Annotated in this window: 21 protein-coding genes and 1 other annotated feature; of the genes, 6 read left to right on the plus strand and 15 right to left on the minus strand. The window is 48.7% G+C overall.

Annotation, left to right across the window (positions count from 1 at the left end; all coding sequences use genetic code 11):
* Positions 1-30: 30 nt before the first annotated feature.
* Positions 31-888: a HEPN domain-containing protein gene (locus ACLIN2_RS17280; protein ID WP_122959421.1), complete on the minus strand. Its 858-nt coding sequence runs from the start codon at positions 886-888 to the stop codon at positions 31-33.
* Between the two features lie 232 nt (positions 889-1,120).
* Between ACLIN2_RS17280 and ACLIN2_RS17285 the strand changes: the two genes are divergently transcribed.
* Positions 1,121-1,270 carry a small acid-soluble spore protein P gene (locus ACLIN2_RS17285; RefSeq protein WP_092266784.1) on the plus strand — a complete coding sequence of 50 codons (150 nt, stop codon included), beginning with the start codon at positions 1,121-1,123 and terminating at the stop codon, positions 1,268-1,270.
* Positions 1,271-1,545: 275 nt separating this feature from the next.
* A complete protein-coding gene (locus ACLIN2_RS17290) occupies positions 1,546-2,298 on the plus strand; it encodes a hypothetical protein (protein WP_411501681.1) in 753 nt (250 codons plus the stop codon).
* Here the strand turns inward: ACLIN2_RS17290 and ACLIN2_RS17295 are convergent.
* The 5 genes from ACLIN2_RS17295 to pdhA form a co-directional block, all read right to left on the minus strand.
* The gene (locus tag ACLIN2_RS17295) at positions 2,293-2,454 is read right to left on the minus strand and encodes an aspartyl-phosphate phosphatase Spo0E family protein (protein WP_092266782.1); all 162 of its coding nucleotides are present in this window, start codon (positions 2,452-2,454) and stop codon (positions 2,293-2,295) included. The genes ACLIN2_RS17290 and ACLIN2_RS17295 overlap by 6 nt on opposite strands.
* Positions 2,455-2,586: 132 nt before the next feature.
* Positions 2,587-3,996, minus strand: a complete 1,410-nt coding sequence (lpdA, locus tag ACLIN2_RS17300; RefSeq protein ID WP_411501682.1) for a dihydrolipoyl dehydrogenase — start codon at positions 3,994-3,996, stop codon at positions 2,587-2,589.
* A 6-nt stretch (positions 3,997-4,002) separates the two neighbouring features.
* A complete protein-coding gene (locus tag ACLIN2_RS17305; protein ID WP_411501683.1) occupies positions 4,003-5,409 on the minus strand; it encodes a dihydrolipoamide acetyltransferase family protein in 1,407 nt (468 codons plus the stop codon).
* Between the two features lie 90 nt (positions 5,410-5,499).
* Entirely contained in the window at positions 5,500-6,480 is a 981-nt protein-coding gene (locus ACLIN2_RS17310) for an alpha-ketoacid dehydrogenase subunit beta (RefSeq protein ID WP_092266779.1), read from the minus strand.
* 3 nt (positions 6,481-6,483) lie between these two features.
* Positions 6,484-7,569: a pyruvate dehydrogenase (acetyl-transferring) E1 component subunit alpha gene (gene pdhA, locus ACLIN2_RS17315; RefSeq protein WP_327928843.1), complete on the minus strand. Its 1,086-nt coding sequence runs from the start codon at positions 7,567-7,569 to the stop codon at positions 6,484-6,486.
* Positions 7,570-7,898: 329 nt separating this feature from the next.
* Between pdhA and ACLIN2_RS17320 the strand changes: the two genes are divergently transcribed.
* Positions 7,899-8,633, plus strand: coding sequence for an alpha/beta hydrolase (locus ACLIN2_RS17320; RefSeq protein ID WP_411501684.1), 735 nt, complete (start codon positions 7,899-7,901; stop codon positions 8,631-8,633).
* A 15-nt stretch (positions 8,634-8,648) separates the two neighbouring features.
* Here ACLIN2_RS17320 and ACLIN2_RS17325 read toward each other — a convergent pair whose 3' ends face one another.
* Both ACLIN2_RS17325 and ltaE read right to left on the minus strand, forming a co-directional pair.
* Entirely contained in the window at positions 8,649-8,846 is a 198-nt protein-coding gene (locus ACLIN2_RS17325) for a hypothetical protein (RefSeq protein ID WP_092266776.1), read from the minus strand.
* Positions 8,847-8,958: 112 nt separating this feature from the next.
* A complete protein-coding gene (ltaE, locus tag ACLIN2_RS17330) occupies positions 8,959-10,002 on the minus strand; it encodes a low-specificity L-threonine aldolase (RefSeq protein ID WP_411501685.1) in 1,044 nt (347 codons plus the stop codon).
* 113 nt (positions 10,003-10,115) lie between these two features.
* On the opposite strand from ltaE, the gene ACLIN2_RS17335 reads away from it, so the two are divergent.
* A complete protein-coding gene (locus ACLIN2_RS17335; RefSeq protein ID WP_411501686.1) occupies positions 10,116-10,418 on the plus strand; it encodes a HesB/IscA family protein in 303 nt (100 codons plus the stop codon).
* 62 nt (positions 10,419-10,480) lie between these two features.
* Here ACLIN2_RS17335 and ACLIN2_RS17340 read toward each other — a convergent pair whose 3' ends face one another.
* The 4 genes from ACLIN2_RS17340 to ACLIN2_RS17355 all read right to left on the minus strand — a co-directional run bounded on the left by ACLIN2_RS17340 (position 10,481) and on the right by ACLIN2_RS17355 (position 13,841).
* Positions 10,481-12,724 carry a HelD family protein gene (locus tag ACLIN2_RS17340; protein ID WP_411501687.1) on the minus strand — a complete coding sequence of 748 codons (2,244 nt, stop codon included), beginning with the start codon at positions 12,722-12,724 and terminating at the stop codon, positions 10,481-10,483.
* Positions 12,725-12,760: 36 nt separating this feature from the next.
* Positions 12,761-13,126 (minus strand): fluoride efflux transporter CrcB, encoded by a 366-nt coding sequence (crcB, locus tag ACLIN2_RS17345; protein WP_411501688.1) that lies wholly within the window; start codon positions 13,124-13,126, stop codon positions 12,761-12,763.
* 85 nt (positions 13,127-13,211) lie between these two features.
* Entirely contained in the window at positions 13,212-13,409 is a 198-nt protein-coding gene (locus ACLIN2_RS17350) for a DUF896 domain-containing protein (protein WP_092266771.1), read from the minus strand.
* 81 nt (positions 13,410-13,490) lie between these two features.
* The gene (locus ACLIN2_RS17355; RefSeq protein ID WP_411501689.1) at positions 13,491-13,841 is read right to left on the minus strand and encodes a cell division suppressor protein YneA; all 351 of its coding nucleotides are present in this window, start codon (positions 13,839-13,841) and stop codon (positions 13,491-13,493) included.
* Positions 13,842-13,999: 158 nt separating this feature from the next.
* On the opposite strand from ACLIN2_RS17355, the gene lexA reads away from it, so the two are divergent.
* Positions 14,000-14,623: a transcriptional repressor LexA gene (gene lexA, locus ACLIN2_RS17360; RefSeq protein WP_055747083.1), complete on the plus strand. Its 624-nt coding sequence runs from the start codon at positions 14,000-14,002 to the stop codon at positions 14,621-14,623.
* Between the two features lie 46 nt (positions 14,624-14,669).
* On the opposite strand, the gene ACLIN2_RS17365 is transcribed toward lexA, so the two are convergent.
* Positions 14,670-15,155: a DUF456 domain-containing protein gene (locus ACLIN2_RS17365; protein ID WP_122959429.1), complete on the minus strand. Its 486-nt coding sequence runs from the start codon at positions 15,153-15,155 to the stop codon at positions 14,670-14,672.
* A gap of 142 nt (positions 15,156-15,297) precedes the next feature.
* On the opposite strand from ACLIN2_RS17365, the gene ACLIN2_RS17370 reads away from it, so the two are divergent.
* Entirely contained in the window at positions 15,298-15,894 is a 597-nt protein-coding gene (locus tag ACLIN2_RS17370; RefSeq protein ID WP_411501690.1) for a DUF4269 domain-containing protein, read from the plus strand.
* Positions 15,895-15,941: 47 nt separating this feature from the next.
* Here the strand turns inward: ACLIN2_RS17370 and ileS are convergent, their stop codons facing one another.
* A complete protein-coding gene (gene ileS / locus ACLIN2_RS17375; protein ID WP_411501691.1) occupies positions 15,942-19,019 on the minus strand; it encodes an isoleucine--tRNA ligase in 3,078 nt (1,025 codons plus the stop codon).
* A 71-nt stretch (positions 19,020-19,090) separates the two neighbouring features.
* Positions 19,091-19,346, minus strand: a binding site (T-box leader).
* A gap of 74 nt (positions 19,347-19,420) precedes the next feature.
* Positions 19,421-19,963, minus strand: coding sequence for a hypothetical protein (locus ACLIN2_RS17380; protein WP_092266768.1), 543 nt, complete (start codon positions 19,961-19,963; stop codon positions 19,421-19,423).
* Positions 19,964-19,975 lie beyond the last annotated feature (12 nt).

Here is a 19,975-nt window from a genome sequence, read left to right on the forward strand (position 1 = left end):
TTCCTCCTGATTCTGATTCCTCTGCAAGGTTTACAAAGATACTCTTTCAAAAAATGACGGCTGATAGTGGGCATAATAACTATCGCCTGTCAAAATTAACTGGTCCAGACGCACACGTAAATCCTGAAGGGTGATTCCTTCCATCGCTACGTTCAATATCGCCGCACGCGCCATAAGGCGAAGGATTCCTACTTCCTCTTCCAGCGAGTTTCCAAATACTTTCCCGCTGTGAACGATCTCTGAGCGATGATTGTACGATTTTTTGATCAACTGTGCAATCTTTTCCCGCTGTTTCAACGTTTCGCCAAAATAATAAGCCATACGCAGACGCAGCTTATAGGTGATTTCTCCTTTTTTCCCATCTGGAACAAAAAGCGACTCGAGGCCAATCCACAGATCAAGCAGCTGGTCCTCGTAGCTTTTCTTCTCCAAGGAAAGAGAATATCTCCGAAATGCCAACGTGGGCAGGTTTCGCTCCAATAGGGCAAGGAAGATCCGTTGCGCATCCTCGTCAAACATGTATTTGCCGCCGTCTAACGAGCGCTTCAGATACGTAATTCCATACAGGTTTGCTTGTGCAGTAATGACATAGGGGATCGAACAGGTTCCACTGGTCGTGGCGAGGTTCAGCTTGTTCTCGATTTCTTCGATCCAGTCACGGTCATCCGATAATCTCATTTCAGGGTAATCGCCAACGAGAAACAGACTGGACATATCCACACGCTTGTCGAACATGCGCCTGTTCTCATCCATTTCGTTGCGCAAATAACGAGAGGCTACCTGATACGGCTTTTCTGCACCTGAAATAAGCGTAAAGGAGTTTGGCATATCAATCCGGACAGATTGCGGCGTAGTCGAATTAAACACAGGTGCGATCAGACGTGGCATAGATTCTCTCCTTTTTGATTGCGTAGCCAACCTAAATTATGCTTGTTCCACTTTGTTTACATAATAAATATTATGTGTGACATTTACTCTTGTGCCAACCTTGTTTTATTGCCAATCGAAGCAACCTTTGCTCGTGGACATGCTTCTTTCTAGAATACCAGTTATTCCTATGGTTCGTCATCCTTCGATTGCGACAAACTACAAAAAGATACATAGCGAAGGAGCTGATTGTATGGAAAAAGATCATATTTTAGATGAGAACCCACATCAAACGTATAATAATGAAGCAAGAGGAATTGAGCAGACGGGTGAACCGATGCCGGGCTCGAAGAAAGTGAAGCAGGAAAACCACAGCCGCGCTATTAAAACAAGAGAAGGTTAAGAAAACTTCTATCGAGGCCTGTTCAAGGAGGAGCGACCGCGTTTTAGCGGAAAGTTTTACCGAAGTAATGCCAGAAGCGGACGCTGAGGCACTTCGCCATGCGCTCCGGAATTCATAAACGTGAACGCTTATAAATTCCTACACGTTAATAAAACTACCCGACTGCCCATCCGGAGTCGGGTAGTACCTTTTTCCTATATTTTACACCAAAAAGATTGAATTGTCCCACAAGGATGGACTATGATGAAGGCAGTATCCTTGTTGGAGGTATCAAGATGATCAAGATTCCGCTTCCGATTGCAAGCCCACTCTCGCACACATTCAGCTACAGCGTCTCACCATTATACGAGCTTGCAGCCAGTCTGCACACTCTTGCACAGCTGAATCCTCCCGAGCGATTGGCAGATTGGTGTACAGAAAAAATATCCCACATTCAAATAGCACGCTTGATGAAAGATTGGGAGTATTTGCTTCCTCTTTTTCGCTACGGGATTCCGGACAGCTTTGATCCTTTTCAAACGAAAGGCGTCATGGCCGTCAATGATCAGTACGAGTATTTCGTGACACTTCCTACCGATCAGTTTGTACGCAGTCTTTCTCCCGCTCTGGAGCAGTGGAATCAGCATCATATTCGTCCACAGGTAGCCGATGATCTGCTCGACGATTCTGACTATGTGAAGGGACGTTTCAGTCTGTTTGTTTCTTCCTACTGGCAGCTCTCCTTTGAAGCAAACTGGGAGACCATCGCCCCCCTCTTCGTCAAAGAAGCAGAGAGAATCCATCTCGCTTTAGAGAACGCAGCAACTGCTATTGAACTGCTGCAATCCATTTTTCCTGCGCTCCGCTATGAGGAAGCCGAGCATTGCCTCTACTGTCCAATCGACTGTCCACCAGCTGAGGTACAGCAGCTAATCCTGTATCCAAGCTATTATTATTTTGCTGAACCCCTACTGACTAAAAAGGGGAAAAATGCACACTTGCTGTATTCGTTTTCGCCACCAACCGCTTCCACAAAAAACGCCCTATGAAGGGCGTTTTTCATGTAGCATATGAGCGACAATTAGTTTGTCTAATTGTTGACTTATCCTGACAATTTCAGGGTCAAGAAAATTGTAGCCTGCATCTTTTGCTGCACGCTCCAGTTTGCGGCGCAAGTCATCAATCATCCGATTCGTAGCTTCCATGCTGCCGACCCCCACCCAACTTAAGTCTCCCACTATTTTACATTATATAAGAATCGGTGGAAAGGGTAAGATGTGGAAGAAAAAAGCCTTGCACGCTACATGTGCAAGGCTTTGATCTTTTCAAAAGGATGATTACTTCATGACATGAATCGGATGACCCAATGCCAGTTCAGCCGCTTCCATCGTTACTTCACCCAAAGTTGGATGGGCATGGATTGTCAGCTCGATATCCTCGAGAGTCGCTCCCATTTCAATTGCCAATCCGATCTCTGCGATGATGTTGGATGCTTCAGCACCCACGATTTGCGCTCCCAACACAAGGTTGGTTCCTTTTTCACCGATCAGCTTCACATAGCCTTCTCCGGCATTCATGGACAGCGCACGACCGTTTGCTGCGAATGGGAAACGGCCCACGATGTAGTCGATTCCTTTTTCTTTCGCTTCCTTTTCATTGATTCCTACGCTTGCAATTTCAGGGTCGCAGAAAACAACAGCAGGAATGGCCTTGTAGTCTACTTCAGACGGGTGTCCAGCGATTGCTTCCGCTGCCACTTTCCCTTCATAAGAAGCTTTGTGAGCCAGTGCAGGACCTGCTACGATGTCACCAATCGCATATACGTTTGGAATGTTGGTGCGGCCTTGTTTGTCTACCACGATCAAGCCACGGTCAGTCAGGTTCATGCCGATGTCACGTACACCCAGTTCGTCTGTATTTGGACGGCGACCCACTGTGACGAGGATGTATTCTGCCTCGATTTGTTTTTGTTCGCCTTTCACTTCAGCGGTAACAACCACACCGTTTTCGGTTTCTTCCATGCCTTGTGCCAGTGCTTTTGTATGGATGGTTACGTCCAGCTTTTTCAGCTTGCGTTCCACCAAACGAGGCATATCTGGCTCAAAGCCTGGCAGGATTTGATCGGCACCTTCCAGGATGGTTACTTTCGTTCCGAACTTGGCAAACACGGTACCCAGCTCGATTCCGATGTATCCTCCACCGATGACAACCATGCTCTTCGGCAGCTCAGTCAAGCTGAGGGCTTCTGTCGAGGACAGAACGCGTTTGCCAAATGGGAACGCTGGCAGCTCGATCGGACGGGAACCTGTCGCGATGATGCAATGCTCAAAGCGGTAACGGTTTACATCGTAGCCATGGAAGACACGAACTTCGTTTTCGCTTACGAACAGGGCTTCACCTGGAATTACCTGGATTTTGTGACCTTTGAACAGGGAGCCTACGCCACCTGTCAGTTGCTTCACAACGCCGCTTTTCCACTCTTGCACTTTGGCAAAGTCGACTTTCACGTTTTCCATGGTGATCCCCATGGACTCGGTATGTTGAGCATGCTCATAAGTATGTGCAGCGTGGATCATCGCTTTGGACGGGATGCAGCCTACGTTCAGACATACGCCACCCAGATCCGCTTTTTCCACAACAGCAACGGTTTTGCCCAGCTGGGCGGCACGAATAGCCGCCACGTACCCGCCTGGACCTGCACCGATTACAAGCACGTCTACTTCTGTAGTAAATTCACCTACTACCATTGTTGATTACCCCTCCATGACGAGCAGCGTTGGGTTTTCCAAGAGCTGCTTCACGTAGTTGACGAAACGTTGAGCCGGTTCGCCATCAACCAAGCGGTGGTCAAAGCTGAGAGACAGATGCAGCATTTGGCCAACCACGATTTCTCCGTTTTTCACGATCGGTTTTTCACTGATGCGTCCTACGCCCAAGATCGCCACTTCTGGGTGGTTGATGATTGGGGTAAAGAACATACCGCCAGCAGATCCGATGTTTGTGATGCTGAAAGTAGAACCTTTCAGCTCATCTGCAGTCGCTTTGCGATCACGAGCTTTCTTCGCCAGTTCGCCGATTTCACCAGCGATTTGGAAGATGGATTTGCTGTCTGCAGCTTTCACTACAGGCACCAGCAGGCCGTCCTCTGTCGAAGTAGCGATACCGATGTTGTAGTATTTTTTATAGATAACCTCTTGTTTTTCATCATCGATGGATGCGTTCAGTTCTGGGAACTTTTTCAGCCCAGCTACTACCGCTTTTACGATCATCGGCAGGTAAGTCAGCTTCACGCCACGCTCTTCTGCCAATGGTTTTGCGTCTTTGCGCATAGCCACGAGTGCAGTTACATCCACTTCATCAAAGATGGTTACATGTGGAGCCGTGTAAGCAGATTTCACCATAGCTTTTGCGATCGCTTTGCGCATGCCTTTGAGTGGTACGCGCTCTTCCAATTCACCAGCTGCCGATGGCGTGTAGTGAACAGTTGGAGCTGCCGATGCTTGAGCCACGCCAGTTGGTGCTGCTGCAGCTTCTGGTGCTACTGCCGCCGCTTCAGCTGGTGCTGCAGCTACAGCAGATGCTGCTGGTGCCACTCCGCCTGCTGCGAAACGATCTACGTCTTCGCGAGTAATTCGTCCCAGTTTGCCTGTTCCAGGTACATTTGCCAGTTGCACGCCTTTTTCACGAGCGTATTTACGTACGGATGGAGTTGCGAGAACATGCTTCCGATCGATTGGAGCTGCTACAGCTGTCGCAGTTGCTTGAGCCATAGGCGTTTCCAATGCTTGGTTCGCATTCGCACTCACTTGAGAGCCGATATCGCAGCCTGGTTCCATCTTCTCAGCAGCTGCTGGTGCTGCTGGAGGTTCAGCTGCAGGAGCCTCGCCATGACCGTGGTCTGGCAGGTTAGGAATTTCGCCTTCCACTTCAAAGTCAATCAGCGGGTCACCTACTACGGAAACAGTACCCTCTGTTACTTTCAGTTCGAGGACTTTCCCTTTAACAGGCGATGGTACTTCTACAACCGCCTTGTCATTTTGCACTTCCATAATGACTTGGTCTTCTTCTACGGAATCTCCCGGTTGTACGTGCCATTTGACGATTTCGCCTTCATGGATGCCCTCGCCGAGCTCCGGGAGTCTGAATGTAAAACGACTCACGATATCTCCTCCTTATAAACTCTTCGCCATATTGTCTCTGCCAAAAGAAGGCGGAAAGCTCACATCTTTCCGCCGATTATGTTTGGTTAATTAGAAATCCAGCACTTGTGTCAAACCATCCACAACGCGTTTCACATCTGGAAGCCATACGTCTTCTGCTTGTGCGAACGGATAAACGGTATCCGGTGCAGTGATACGCAGAACGGGAGCTTCGAGGTGCAAAATCGCACGTTCGTTGATTTGCGTGATGATTTCCGCTGCTACGCCGGAAGTTTTTTGCGCTTCCTGCACAACGATTGCACGGTTGGTTTTCTTCACGGATTCCACGATGGTGTCGATATCGAGTGGGCTGATGGTGCGCAGGTCGATTACTTCTACCTTTGCTCCACGAGCTTTTTCAATTTCTTCTGCAGCTTTCAAGCTGGTGTGCACCATTGCACCATAAGTGATGATGGTTGCATCTGTTCCTTCTTTTACTACATTCGCTTTACCCAGCGGAATGCTGTAATCGCCTTCTGGAACTTCTTGACGGAAGGAACGATACAGCTTCATGTGCTCCAGGAAAACAACTGGATCGTTGTCGCGGATCGCGGAGATCAACAGACCTTTTGCATCGTAAGGGTTGGAAGGGATAACCACTTTCAGACCCGGCGTTTGCAGCATCAAGCCTTCCAGAGAGTCCGCATGCAGCTCAGGAGTTTTTACGCCGCCACCAAATGGGGAGCGGAAAGTCACTGGACTGTGGAAGCGTCCACCAGAACGGTAACGCATACGAGTCGCTTGGGAAGCAATCGCATCGAAGGTTTCAAATACGAATCCAAAGAACTGGATTTCCGCTACTGGACGGAAACCGTTGATGGACAAGCCTACAGCCAGTCCACCGATACCGGACTCAGCCAAAGGAGTGTCAAATACGCGCTGCTCGCCAAACTCGGATTGCAGCCCTTCTGTCGCACGGAATACCCCGCCGTTTTTCCCTACGTCTTCCCCGAAGACAAGTACGGTCTCGTCGCGTTTCAACTCAACGCGCATCGCGTCCGTAATGGCTTGAACCATTGTCATTTGTGCCATGGCTTATTTCGACTCCTTTGCCAGGTATTCTGCCTTTTGCTCTTCCAATGCTGGTGGCAGTGTCTCGAACATTACATCGATCAGCTCAGATACTTTCATTTTCGGAGTTTCGTCCGCTTTTTTGATCGCGTCTGCAACTGCTTTTTTCGCTTCTTCAATAACTGCTTCTTCATCTTTTTCGTTCCACAGGCCTTTTGCTTCGAGGAACTTGCGGAAACGGATCAATGGATCGCGCAGCTCCCACTCGCTTTGCTCTTCGCCTGTACGGTAACGAGTTGGGTCGTCACCAGCCATGGTGTGTGGACCATAACGGTAAGTCAGTGCTTCGATCAAGGTAGCGCCTTCGCCATTTACGCCGCGCTCTTTTGCTTTTTGAACTGCGTAGTAGACAGCCATGATGTCCATACCATCAATGCGCTCGCTTGCGATACCTGCAGCAACCGCTTTGACAGCGATGTTTTCGGAAGCTGTTTGTTTTTCGAACGGCAGGGAGATCGCATAGCCGTTGTTTTGCGAGAAGAAGATAACGGGCAGTTTGTAAACCCCTGCGTAGTTCATCCCTTCGTAGAAGTCACCTTGGGAAGTCGCACCGTCACCAAAGTAGTTGATCGCTACACGTTTTTCACCACGCAGCTTGTAACCCATAGCAACACCCGTTGCTTGCGTACATTGTGCAGCGATGATGATTTGTGGCATTAGAACGTTTACACCCTCAGGAATACGTCCGCCTTCAATATGTCCACGAGAATACAGGAACGCATTGTGCATTGGGTAACCATGCCATACCATTTGCGGAATATCGCGGTAGCTTGGCAGGATGAAATCTTCTTTTGACAGTGCAGCTTCAGAACCGATCATGCTCGCTTCTTGTCCTGCTACTGGTGCATAGAAGCCCAAACGGCCTTGGCGGTTCAAGCTGATTGCACGTTGGTCCCATACACGGGTAAATACCATTTTACGCATCAGTTCACGCAATTCATCATCGGAGAGATTAGGCATCAAGTCAGGACGAACAACCGTTCCGTCCGGAGCAAGAATTTGCAGCGGGGCGTTGTTCTCTGTTTGTTCAACAGCAGTGGTTACGCTCATCTCATTCACCTCGTCACTGGAATTAAAGGCTCCTTGGCTAGGCTTTCCTGGACTAGACTGATAGGTCGACTGTCCGTTCAGTCAAGAATCATGGATCCTGCCGGTGGATACCCTGTAAGAAAAGGAAAAGAACAGCTGGAACATGCAGAAAATCCGTTTCCAGATATTCCTGCACACCCTGTTATACTGCAGACAAAATGTCTGTTCAATGTGTTATAGTATTGATATTACAGGGTTTATTTCCGTTCTGTTATCATTTACTATAGTAGCTGTATCAGTTTATTTCAAGGACTTTCTTTTTGAAAAAGTAAATTTTGGTGGTGGAATTCATGTCCGAATATGTTAAGCGAACGATCATAAAAGAAGAAGTGCCCAGCATCCATGTGGACACTCCACGCTCTGTGAAAGTCTATCTGCCGCCCGGCTATAATGAGCTGCTTTCCTATCCGGTTGTGTATTGCCAGGATGGAAATGACTTCTTTACAATGGGGCGGATCGCGACGATCGCAAACCAGTTAATCCTAGAGGAAGGCATCGAGCCCTTCCTGATCGTAGGCGTCTCCGTTGAGCGAAGCAAGCGTACCAGCGAATACTCCCCGGTGGGCTCGCGCAACGCTGCGTACAAACGATTTTTCACAGAGGAACTCGTTCCTTTTATCGAAGAGCGTTATCCTGTTCGTCGTGATCCCGCCTCACGCATATTGGCCGGCGACTCTTTAGGCGGCACGGTTTCTCTCCATCTCGCTTTGGACCACCCTGAAGTATTTACGCGGGTACTGGCTTTATCCGGTGCCTTCTTCCAGCCAACCCTGGATCAGCTCCAAAATGCACCCAGCCTGTCCTGGCTGCGAATATGGATGGTGGTGGGCTTGGATGAGCTCGCTGTAGAAACGCATATGGGCACCTTCGACTTTGTTCAATGGAACCGGGAAGCCAAGCAAATCCTGGAGTCCAAGTATGCTGAGCTGTCCTACCGGGAAAAGCCCGGTAATCATGTCTGGGGGCTGTGGCAAAAGGAACTGCCAGACAGTCTTCGCCACTTCTTCCCTGCCCCCAGACTCTAGTATGGTTGTTTCTCTTTACAGCCCGTTGATTTCTTTTATACTGTCATAACCGTAATAACGGCCATCCACCATGAAAATGCCCTCGTGGGTGGCTTTTTCGATTTCTCCCGCCACCTGTTGGGCATCGCTTAATACGATATTGACGATCTTGCTTTCGTCGCGCTGCATCTGCGCCTGAATTCGTCCTCGATCTTTGGCCGATATCATGTCCATCCCTCTTTTCCCCTATGTTGGTTAGCTATAGTATTGCTTTGGTTAAGCGGATTTACACAACAAAACAGCCCCAACCTCACCAAATGGTCAGATCGGAGCTGCCCCGCTTTTGCTATTGCGCTGTAGATACACCAGCGATCAAAGATTCCACGACTTCTAACACATACTGGATATCATTCTCCGTGATATGGCGGTGCGTCGTAAACCGGATCATGTATTCATCAAAGTCAACGGCGTACACCCCTCTGTCGCTGAGCAGCTTGAGGAATTCAACAGCAGGGACGCGGATCGAGTCGGTTTTGACCAGGACGATGTTCGTATCGACGGGAGCGACTTCCAAAGAGAGCTTGCTGAATCCTTCCGCGAGCTGTTTGGCGCGGTCGTGATCTTCGACTAAACGATCCGTCATTTCCGTTAAAGCGAGGATACCAGGTGCAGCCAAATAACCGACTTGACGCAGCCCCCCGCCCAATTTCTTTCTCCACCATCTCGCTTCTTCGATAAAGGCCCGATCCCCGGCAATGATGGAACCCACTGGCGCGCTAAGCCCCTTGGACAAGCAAATTTGTACCGTGTCGGTATACCGGCTAAATTCCTGAACGTCTACACCGAGTGCAACTGCCGCATTGAAAAGACGTGCCCCGTCCAAATGCAATGGTATTCCATGCTTTTGTGCCACTTCGTACACGCTCTTCATTTGTTCAGGGGTCATAACCGCTCCGCCAGCGCGATTATGGGTATTCTCCAGACAAATCAGCTTTGTACGGGGAAAATGAATATTCGTAGTCGAACGAATCGCTTTCTCGACATCCTCGCCTCGCAGGGCACCACGCACTCCTGGTACTGTCCGGGTCTGGACACCCGCTAGTGCGGACATCGCGCCGCCTTCGTAATAAAAAATATGAGATTCGGCTTCGACGATCACTTCGTCTCCATTTACGCAGTGTGTCAAAACACCTACCTGGTTGCCTTGGGTGCCGCTTGTGACAAACAGCGCTGCTTCTTTCCCCAGCCGCTCCGCTGCGATTTCCTCCAGGCGATTGACGGTTGGATCTTCCCGGTATACATCGTCTCCCACTTCCGCTTCCGCCATCGCTCGAATCATGGCTTCGGTCGGTTTCGTTACAGTGTCACTTCGCAAATCAATCTTTTTCATGTTTTCTCTCCCTTTTGCTTTCCTTGTTCACTGAACTTTCAACATTGCATAGGGAATTCCCTCTTTGCTAATATGGAATGGAAACATACATAAAAGGTTAGGAGTCCTGCCCGATGAAAGTGAAAATTACGCGCAATGCAGCGAAACAATTAAAAACCATCATCGACCAAGAGGAAGACAAGGATCTGAAGCTTCGCGTCTATATCACACACGCACATAGTGACCATGCGCACTACGGTCTCGCGCTGGACAAGCCGACGGAAGAAGACGAAGTAATCGAAACGGACAAAGAAATCGATGTCATTGTGAAAAAAGATGAGCCCCTCTTGGACGGAATCATTCTGGACTACCTGTACCTGCCACAAGAAGGCTTTGTGATCACAAACCCTTCTAAAGGAAACACGGGCGATCACTAATCAGCACGACTTCAAGACAGCAATCCCCCTACAGACATTGCAGGGGGATTTTTTATTTGCACTTATTCTGCCCGATCGTATAACGCTGCGGGCATCTCACACAAAAGCGGTGGCACACTGCCCTCGACGTGGGTCATAACCAGTCGGTGAACAGGGCGGGTCATCGCTACGTACAACAGCTTGGCATCCCATTCCGAGTTCGTATATTGATCCACGTCCAACAGGATAACCACATCAAACTGCAAGCCCTTTGTCAAATAAGCCGGCATGACAGTGACACCACCGGGAAACTGATTATCTTTACTGCTCAGCAGCGTCATATCCTCGATTTTGCCCTGCAAGCCTTTCTGCGCCTTTTTGCTGGCTCCGATCGTTTTCGTCACGATGGCAATGGTTTGAAAGCCTTGGGCGCGGTATTCCGCTACTCGTTTGGCAACATCCTCCCACAGCTTTTCTCTCGTGGCTGGACTTACCATTATCGGTTTGTCTCCATGCCGTAGTACCGGTTTTGCGAGTACAGTCTCTGGCAGGTCAATTTGGATCAGCACCTCGTTTGCGCACTTCATGATCTCGATCGTGGATCGATAGCTTTGCGACAGCGTGTAGTAGGAAGGGCGAAGCTTTTGAAAAATTCCTTGGGTAAGCTCCTCCCACGCGTGAATACCGCGATAGGAATGGATCCCTTGGGCTATATCTCCCACGATCGTGAGGGATTGATTTTTGGTAGCCAAAGACACAACGGCAATCTCCAACGCACTCAGGTCCTGTGCTTCGTCGATGACGGTGTGATCGAAATGCTCAGCCTTGTTCATTCCCTCAACAATGTGCTGCAAATACAGCAACGGAGCAATATCCTCCGCCTCCAGCCGTTCATCGGCGAACAGATTGCGAGAGGATTGGCAGACATCCTGCAAAACTTGGTCATCTACCTCAGCCGTTACCAGCTTCCGAAGGAGACTTTCATCCGTAACCATCTCCTTGTACGACGCGAAGACATCGAGCTGCGGAAAAGAAGTCATGTACGTTTCCAAAATCTGCTCCAGCATTTTTTCGAACTTCGCAAGACCCTGTTTATCTAGATCTATTTTCAGCTCGCGGAGGTGGGCGAACATCTGCTTATTCATCTCCTGCTTCAGATGCTTGCGCAATGCATCGAGCCGGCGCTGATACGGCAAATTGGCAAATTGCTCGAGGAAGCTTTGGCGGATGAACTCCCCGCTGATCGTAAAGACCTGTTTGGTCTTGTTGTACTGGAAGCTTAGCTTCTTAAAGGGGATCCTCGTTTCAATCACGAAGCGAATGTATTGTTCTAGTGCATTCCTACATGCAAGCGAGCCTTTAAAGCGCAGACGATTTCGGGCAAGCTCCTGTTCGCGCTCATCCTGACCATCCTCAAAGAACAGCTGTAGTGGTTTATCCGGGCTAGTAATTCTCCAGCCTTTCGGGAGAAGCGGTTTGACAAGTCGTGCAGCCCAGTCAACGAATGTCGATTGCTGGACATCATCAACTCCGAGCTCTGGGAGGACGTCGGATATATAGGTTAGGAACATCCGGTTCGGAGCGAACACCATGAATTTTTTCGAAAGCATCGTGTCCTGATAATTGTAAATCAGATAAGAAAGTCTATGTAAAGCAATCGTTGTCTTTCCACTACCGGCGACCCCTTGCACGACTATTGGACGTTCTTTTTCTGCCCGGATAATGTCATTTTGTTCTGATTGAATCGTCGCGACGATGTCTTTCAGACGACTGTCGTTTGCCTGATTGAGATTCGCTGCCAAAAACTCATCGATGAATCCCTCTTGCAGGAAGTCATCCGGATCTCCCATTTCTCGATGAATGGTTTCTTTGACAGCCCCATCGTAAATACCGGTAATTTTGCCGTCTTCCATCGCAAAATTGCGCTTCAAAGTGACTTCTCCCCGCACAATCTCACGACCCATCCGGTAGAAGGCTTCCTTGCTCTCACCGGAATAATAAAGACTCGCAATCGGTGCCCTCCAGTCAACGACGACAGAATCAAAGGTGTCACCACGGACGATCCCCCGTTTGCCGATATAGACCTGGTCCAGCTCGTATACTTCATCCTTCAGGAAATCAACACGCCCGAAATAAGGCTTTTCACGTCCGTGGTCTTCCAGGTAGCGCAATTCTTTAGCTTTCTTTGAATTGACAACCTGTTTGACATAATCATCCGTTGCTTCGCGAATGTCCTCGCGTAATTGTGTGATTTCACTGTCAATTATCGCGATGGTATCATCCAACTTCTTTTGTTCCTGTTCATATTCCCGGTGCTGGGTACTCATACCCATCCCCCCTCTCATTCGTCTCATCCAAAAGCGTTACGTCCACTGTCTCGCCAGCCAAATACCAGCTAAACAAGATATTAATCCGACTCCAACACTTAGCAATACATAAAGGATTCCACGAATCACTTGTCCTTCTCCCCAGAAAGTAACGACTTCCAGAGAAAAAGTAGAAAAGGTCGTAAATCCGCCCATCACACCTGTTGTGAACAACAAATAGAGCTCCGGAGAAAGGACTCCTTTTTCTTTCCCCCAAACAGAGAGGATTCCGATCAGGCAAGATCCAAGTATGTTCGCAAGCCATGTCCCCAGCGGCCATCCTGGTAGATTCGCCAATAGCGATAGTCCATAACGCATAACTGAACCAACAGCTCCTCCAATCGCTACTGCCAGCCACGTCATTTTTCCGCTCTCCTTTACCTCAATTCGGAATAAAAAGACACCCCAGCTTCAAGCGAGGATGTCTGTGCTATCAATACATGTTATCTTACTGTTTTCGTCCATTTTCTTCAAGGTCTTCCACATAACGGATCGAGTCCAAATTCGCACGCAGCGACATTTTTACGGCATCGATGTATTTTTGACGAAGGGCTTTTTGTTCGAGTTTTTCCTCATCGGTCAGCCCAACTTCCTTGGACTTTTTCACCAATTCGTTGATGCGTTTGATTTCTGCGTCAGATACCACTACTGGTTCCTCCCCACCTGTAAGTAATGCCGCTCCATTATACCATAACAAGGACACTACGCAAGCAGATCAACCAAGCTTTCACAATCCTTGCTCGGATGTAACGGGGATCTTCAAGGTCTGTCCAGGATAAATGATGACACTCTCCAGTTCATTTACCTCTTGGATCGCGAGGATCAGCTCATTTACTTCCATCTGCGCCTCTTCCTGATAACGAATCGCCAGCTTCCACAGGCTGTCTCCCTCACGGACGGTTACTTCCTTTACAGGGAGGACTGCATTCGCATCAGAAGCAAACACTAGTTCGGTCAACAAGTAAAAAAAGAGAGAGAAGCTCACTACAAACATAATAGCCTGTCCGCGCGTAATACCCACCCTTGCTCGGCGCGTTTCCTTTTTCGCAAATCGATTATGTACAGTCACAACAGACATCATAATTCCCTCCTGCAAACGTACGTTCTGTTTTCTTGTTATCATCATACATGGGAACATACGTTCATGTCAATAAAAAATCGAACTTATGTTTGTCGAACGCAAGATCCCATGGTATAATATAGGAAAATATGTTCGAGAAAATAGAGGTGTCTTCTATGTCAAAACTATCCAATCGACAGCAAGCCATCATCGATTTCATCCGTAAAGAAGTGCGCGATAAAGGATATCCCCCTTCCGTGCGTGAAATCGGTGAAGCAGTTGGTCTTGCCTCCAGCTCTACTGTCCACGGACACTTAGCTCGCCTAGAGAAAAAAGGCCTCATCCGCCGCGACCCTACCAAGCCTCGCGCGATTGAGCTTCTGTCTGAGGAAGATCGCTTTCAAGATGATTTTGAAGATTCCGTTGTTCGTGTCCCAGTTATCGGGAAAGTAACTGCCGGACAGCCCATTACGGCAATTGAAGACGTGGAAGAGTACTTCCCGCTGCCTGAGAATATCGTTACATCGGACAAGGTGTACATGCTGCGCGTTTCCGGAAACAGTATGATCGATGCAGGGATTCTCGACGGCGATTACGTCATCGTTCGTCAACAGCACGTCGCCAACAACGGGGATATCGTAGTCGCCATGACAGAAGAAGATGAGGCTACTGTCAAACGCTTCTTCAAAGAAAAGAATCACTTCCGCCTCCAGCCAGAGAACGCGACGATGGAGCCAATCATTTTGGATGCTGTCTCTATTTTGGGAAAAGTCATCGGCGTCTATCGCTTGATTCATTAATACGCAAAAAAAGAAAAAAGACAGCCGCGGCTGTCTTTTTCTGTTGTTATCTCGCGATGAAAAACCAGATGATCATCGCCACTTGCAAGACGACTTTCACGACTGCACTTCCCAAAAAACCAATCAACGAACCAAAGCCCGCTTTGACCGCTCTCTCCAGTGTTTGGTTTTGGATAAGAAGCTCCACGAGAACGACGAAAACGAATGGCAAGATGATCATTCCGAATGGAGGGAACAGGAAGATCCCCGCTAGAATCCCCACGACAGCAGCTACGGATGACCATTTGGAGCCCCCGTATTTTTTCACGAAGTACATGTTGGTTAAAAGATCCGCTCCGTATAAAAGCACGCTGAGGGCAACCATCCCCCACCAGAAGGATGAAGGCAGTCCTGCTCCTGGATCTGCAATAAAAAAGTGATAGAGCAGAAAGCCTACCCACAGCAGAATCGTATCAGGCAAAACCGGCAGGAAGATCCCCGCAATGCTCAGTACAAACAAGGCTACTACGACAATCCATAGCAGTATATCCACAGCTCCCACTCCTCTCTGTAAGGTATACGTGTGATTTTCATTTCCGTTGCACTCTGTTTCGCTCCCTACTACAATGAAAGAACTGCCCTTCCCTACGATCGTTACCCAAAATGTGCAGATGGATGCAAAATGGAGGCAACTCATGAAAAATTGGCGTGATCTTTCTTATTTACAGACAGGCACATCAAAGCAACGCGCTGCTTGGGATGCGCTCACTTCAACACGTGTCATGGAGAACCTGAAAGCCTACGATCCCGTCCTTGCCGGCACCATTCCCTTGGACATCGACATTGCGGAGAGCGACCTCGATATTATTTGTACGAGCGACGATCTCGAACAGTTTGATGCCAGTGTCCGGGCATTCTATGGAGAATGGGATGGATATCAGGAGACTCGCCTCCTGGTAAACAGAGTCCCTACCAGCGTTATCCGTTTTTCTGCGGAAAGCTTTCTCTTTGAGATCTTTGCGCAATCAGTTGCCGTTGAACAGCAAAATGCATATCGTCACATGGTTATTGAAGCGAGACTCCTGGAAATGGGCGGTCCAAACGCTTATCAAGAGATTCGCAAGCTCAAGCAGCAAGGCATCAAGACAGAGCCTGCCTTTGCCCTTTACTTTGGGATTGCGGGTGCTGATCCTTATCTAGCCCTCTTCCAATTAGAGCCTTACTCTCAAGAAGAACTGTTCCGCATGTTTGGCAGCAAGGCAAGAAAGCGACAAGCCGATCTCATCCGTTAGAAGCGTGAGCTCGGCTTGTCGCTTTTGATTCGATATAGCTTCCTCTACTATTCGATACGCAAACGTACGCTGGTATTACCTAACGAGAATGTTTCCATATCCTGCTCATTCCCATAGCGTAATTCAGCAAGCAATACACTTTTCCAAAGCACTTGCTTGAATCGCTCGATCGCTTCTCTCACTAGCTCATCTGCATCCAGTGTGAGGGACACCCTTTTTTCGATCGGTAAATCGAGCTTCTTGCGATAGTCCTGGATCACACGAATCACTTCCCGGACGAGACCCTCTTGTTTTAGTTCCTCTGTAAGCGTCGTATTTAAAGCGACTTGCAGCTGATAGCCCGAAGCCGATGCAAATCCTCGCTTCCCTTGCTTTTCGACCAGCAATTCATCCAAAGGAATTCGCACCTTCTCTCCCTCTGCAGTGAGGTTCACACCTCCTTCTGCCATTACCTGCGCAGCCTCTGTATCAGTCAGTCCCTTCAATAATTCCTGGATCGGCGCTACGAGCTTGCCGTATTTTTTCCCTGCCTGTTTTAGATTCAGCTTGAAGTGATAGGAAACAAAGCCAGCCTCGCTTTTTTCCATTCTTACCTCTTTCACATTGACTTCCTCTTTGATGATGGGAGCAAAGCGATCGAGCGGAAACACCCGTTCCGTGGTCAGCAAAAGCTCTGCCAATGGCTGGCGTGTCTTGATCCCCGTTTCATTTCGGATGTTTCGCGCAAGCTCGACAACCTGCCGTGCCATTTCCATCTCCTGCTCCAGGTTCGTATCGATAGCAGACGTGTTCGCCTTTGGATAGTCGGACAAATGGACGCTCTGCTCTCCTTCCAGGTTGCCATAGATATCATCTGCAATCAGAGGCGTGTACGGAGCAATCATCTGGGCTAGGGTCACAAGAACTTGATGCAGGGTTTGGTAGGCAGATCGTTTGTCTTCCGTCATCTCGGTGCCCCAGAAACGATCACGGGAACGTCTGATGTACCAGTTGCTCAGGTCATCCACAAACGCTTCTATCTCTTTTGCCGGGTTCATAAAATCGTACGTCTCAAGACCTTTCTTCACCTGCAGCAAGGTAGAATTCAATCGGGATAGCACCCAGCGGTCCAATTCGTTAGTGACTGCCTGCTGATCAGGCGCGGGAGTATATTGATCCAGCAAGGCGTACATGGCATAAAAGGCGTGGATGTTTTGGATCGTATCGATGACTTTTGACTTCGCCTCCGCCACAATGCGTTTGGAAAACCGCTTGCTGCTCCAAGGAGCGCTGTCTGACAAGAGAGCCCAGCGAAACGCATCCGCACCGAACTCATCGATTACTTCCCACGGATCGATCCCATTCCCTTTGCTTTTGGACATCTTCTGACCGTTCTCATCCAGTACATGACCGGTTGAAATGACAGCTTTGTAAGGTGCCTTGCCATTGTAGAGCGTGGATACCGCCAGCAGACTGAAAAACCATCCTCTCGTCTGGTCAATCCCTTCCGAAATCATGTCAGCCGGATACTGCTCCTGAAAGTCTTTTTCATTGCCAAACGGATGATGGTGCTGAGCAAAAGGCATCGACCCACTGTCGAACCACACATCAATGACCTCTGGCGTTCTTTCCATCGTACCACCGCAGGAACAGCGCAGCTTTACCGCATCCACAAAAGGCTTATGCAGCTCTATGCTCTCATCGACCGGTTCGATTGCCCTCTGGCGCAGTTCGTCTATACTTCCGGGTGCATACTCACATCCGCAATCCTGGCAGAGCCAGATGTTGAGCGGGGTTCCCCAATAACGGTTGCGACTGATGTTCCAGTCTACCAGTTCCTCAAGAAATTTGCCGAATCGGCCGTCTCGTAAATGCCCCGGATACCACTCTATTTTTCGGTTATTTTCGATCAACTGTTCTTTAATTGCCGTCGTCTTAATGAACCAGCTCTCCATCGCGTAATAGAGCAACGGAGATTTGCAGCGCCAGCAAAACGGGTAACTGTGCTCATAGCGCTCCTTTGAAAATAGCAAGCCACGATGAGCCAAGTCTTTCACGATGTCTACGTCACACTCTTTGACAAAGCGTCCAGCAAAATCTGTGACTTGATCGGTATAACGTCCAGCCAGGTTAACCACATTGACAAAATCCAGGTCATGCTGGCGTGTTGTCCGGTAATCGTCTTCCCCATGAGCTGGGGCCGTATGGACAATACCCGTACCGCTTTTATCACTGACGTAGTCTGCATCCACTACCATATGGCCTTTATCCACATGGATATAGGCAAACGGTGGTTCGTACGGAGTCCCAATGAATTCTGCACCTTTATGCGTAGACAAGATGACGAAATCATCCTTCATGACGGACTCCACCAGATTTTTGGCTACCACGTACACTTCGCCATTTTTCTGTGCACGTACATAGTCGAGATCTTTGTTGATCGCCAAAGCCACATTTGCGGGAAGTGTCCAAGGTGTCGTCGTCCACGCAAGAAAGATGTCACTATTCTTTTTACTGCGGAACTTCACGGTCGCACTCAGGTCTTTCACGTCTTCATAGCCTTGTGCTACTTCATGCGAGCTTAGCGTCGTCTGACAATCCGGGCAATAGGGGCTCACGCGATGTCCTTTATACAGCAGATCCTTTTTGTGGATCTCGGACAGGATTTGCCAAACACTCTCGATGTAGGAATTGGTTAGCGTAATGTAGGGATTATCCATATCCGTCCAGTACGCAATCCCCTCTGTCAGCTCGCGCCATTGCCTTTCGTATTCAAATACACTGCTCTTGCATTTTTCTACGAACTTCTCTACTCCGTAGTTTTCGATCTCCTGTTTACCCGAAATGCCCAGCTGCTTTTCCACCCCAAGTTCTACGGGCAGTCCATGCGTATCCCAGCCAGCTTTACGGACAACCCGATACCCTGCCATCGTTTTATATCGACCGATGAAATCCTTGATGACCCGACCAAGGACATGACCGATGTGTGGCTGTCCATTGGCTGTTGGCGGACCTTCGTAGAATACAAAATTGGGTTTCCCCGCCCGATTTTCGATTGATTTTTGGAAGGTATTTTCCTGCCTCCATTGGTGCAAAACCCTGAGCTCACGAGCCCTCGCTTTTTCTTTCACATCAACACTTTTCATCTGACGGCCATCCTTTCCTAAATGAAATGTGATGGAAGATGGGCCCGAAAAAAACAAAAAAATCCCGCCCCCTAAGGGACGAGATTTACTCTCGCGTTACCACCCTTGTTCCAAAAAGATCATGGCAGCCATGACTTTTCAGCACTCTACTACGTACCATCATACGCGTCCCTTTTAACGGCGGGATCCCGGGTCAGCTTACTTGCACGCTTCAGCCTTCCTTCTCGGAGAGGATTTTCGGCTATATCTTGAACGTTGGCTTTCAGCACATGGCCAACTCTCTGGGGAACAAGGAAATAGCTTACTCTTTCTCGTCAATGAATTTGATTCGTTCAATTGGTTACATCATTTTTACAACACTTTTTATTCGTTGTCAAATTTCTTTTTGAAAGTCTCGTCTACTATTCGTGCAGCAGATCGCTCGAGGTATTGCCAGCCTCATCTGTTACCATCAAGTGGGTGGAAAAATCGGCAATCAGCATCTCAACATAAGAACGGAATGTGTCATCCTCGAGGCCATATGGCGTACTGAAAATGATGGAGATGGTGCTTCCCTGATTGTCTAGCCATAATTCGTAAAATGATCCATCTGGCCGTTCGAATTTGTAAATTTCAAATCTGCCATTCGGCTCCGTATCCTTGGTCACCGTTGAAGTCACGTGATCGTCACCGTCTTCTGTCCACTTGTACGTGCCGATTCCAACATCCAAATCTGTGATGTCAAAATCATTGTAAACTCCGTCGCTCAAGCTGACGTACTGCAGTCGGAATCCTTTTATGTCCTCGTTAAAGCTCGCCGTAATCTGAACGGCATTGCCACCTGGGCGAATGCTCACCTCCACGTCATCTGTTAAAGAAGGAGCTTCTTCATCTTCGCTATTCTCGCCTAACCTTGTGCGGTTTTCGGACGAGCCTACACCATGCGGGCGACTTTCATCGCACACGGCGTTCCACCA

It is taken from the genome of Brevibacillus centrosporus, assembly GCF_046622605.1.
Taxonomy (GTDB): domain Bacteria; phylum Bacillota; class Bacilli; order Brevibacillales; family Brevibacillaceae; genus Brevibacillus; species Brevibacillus centrosporus.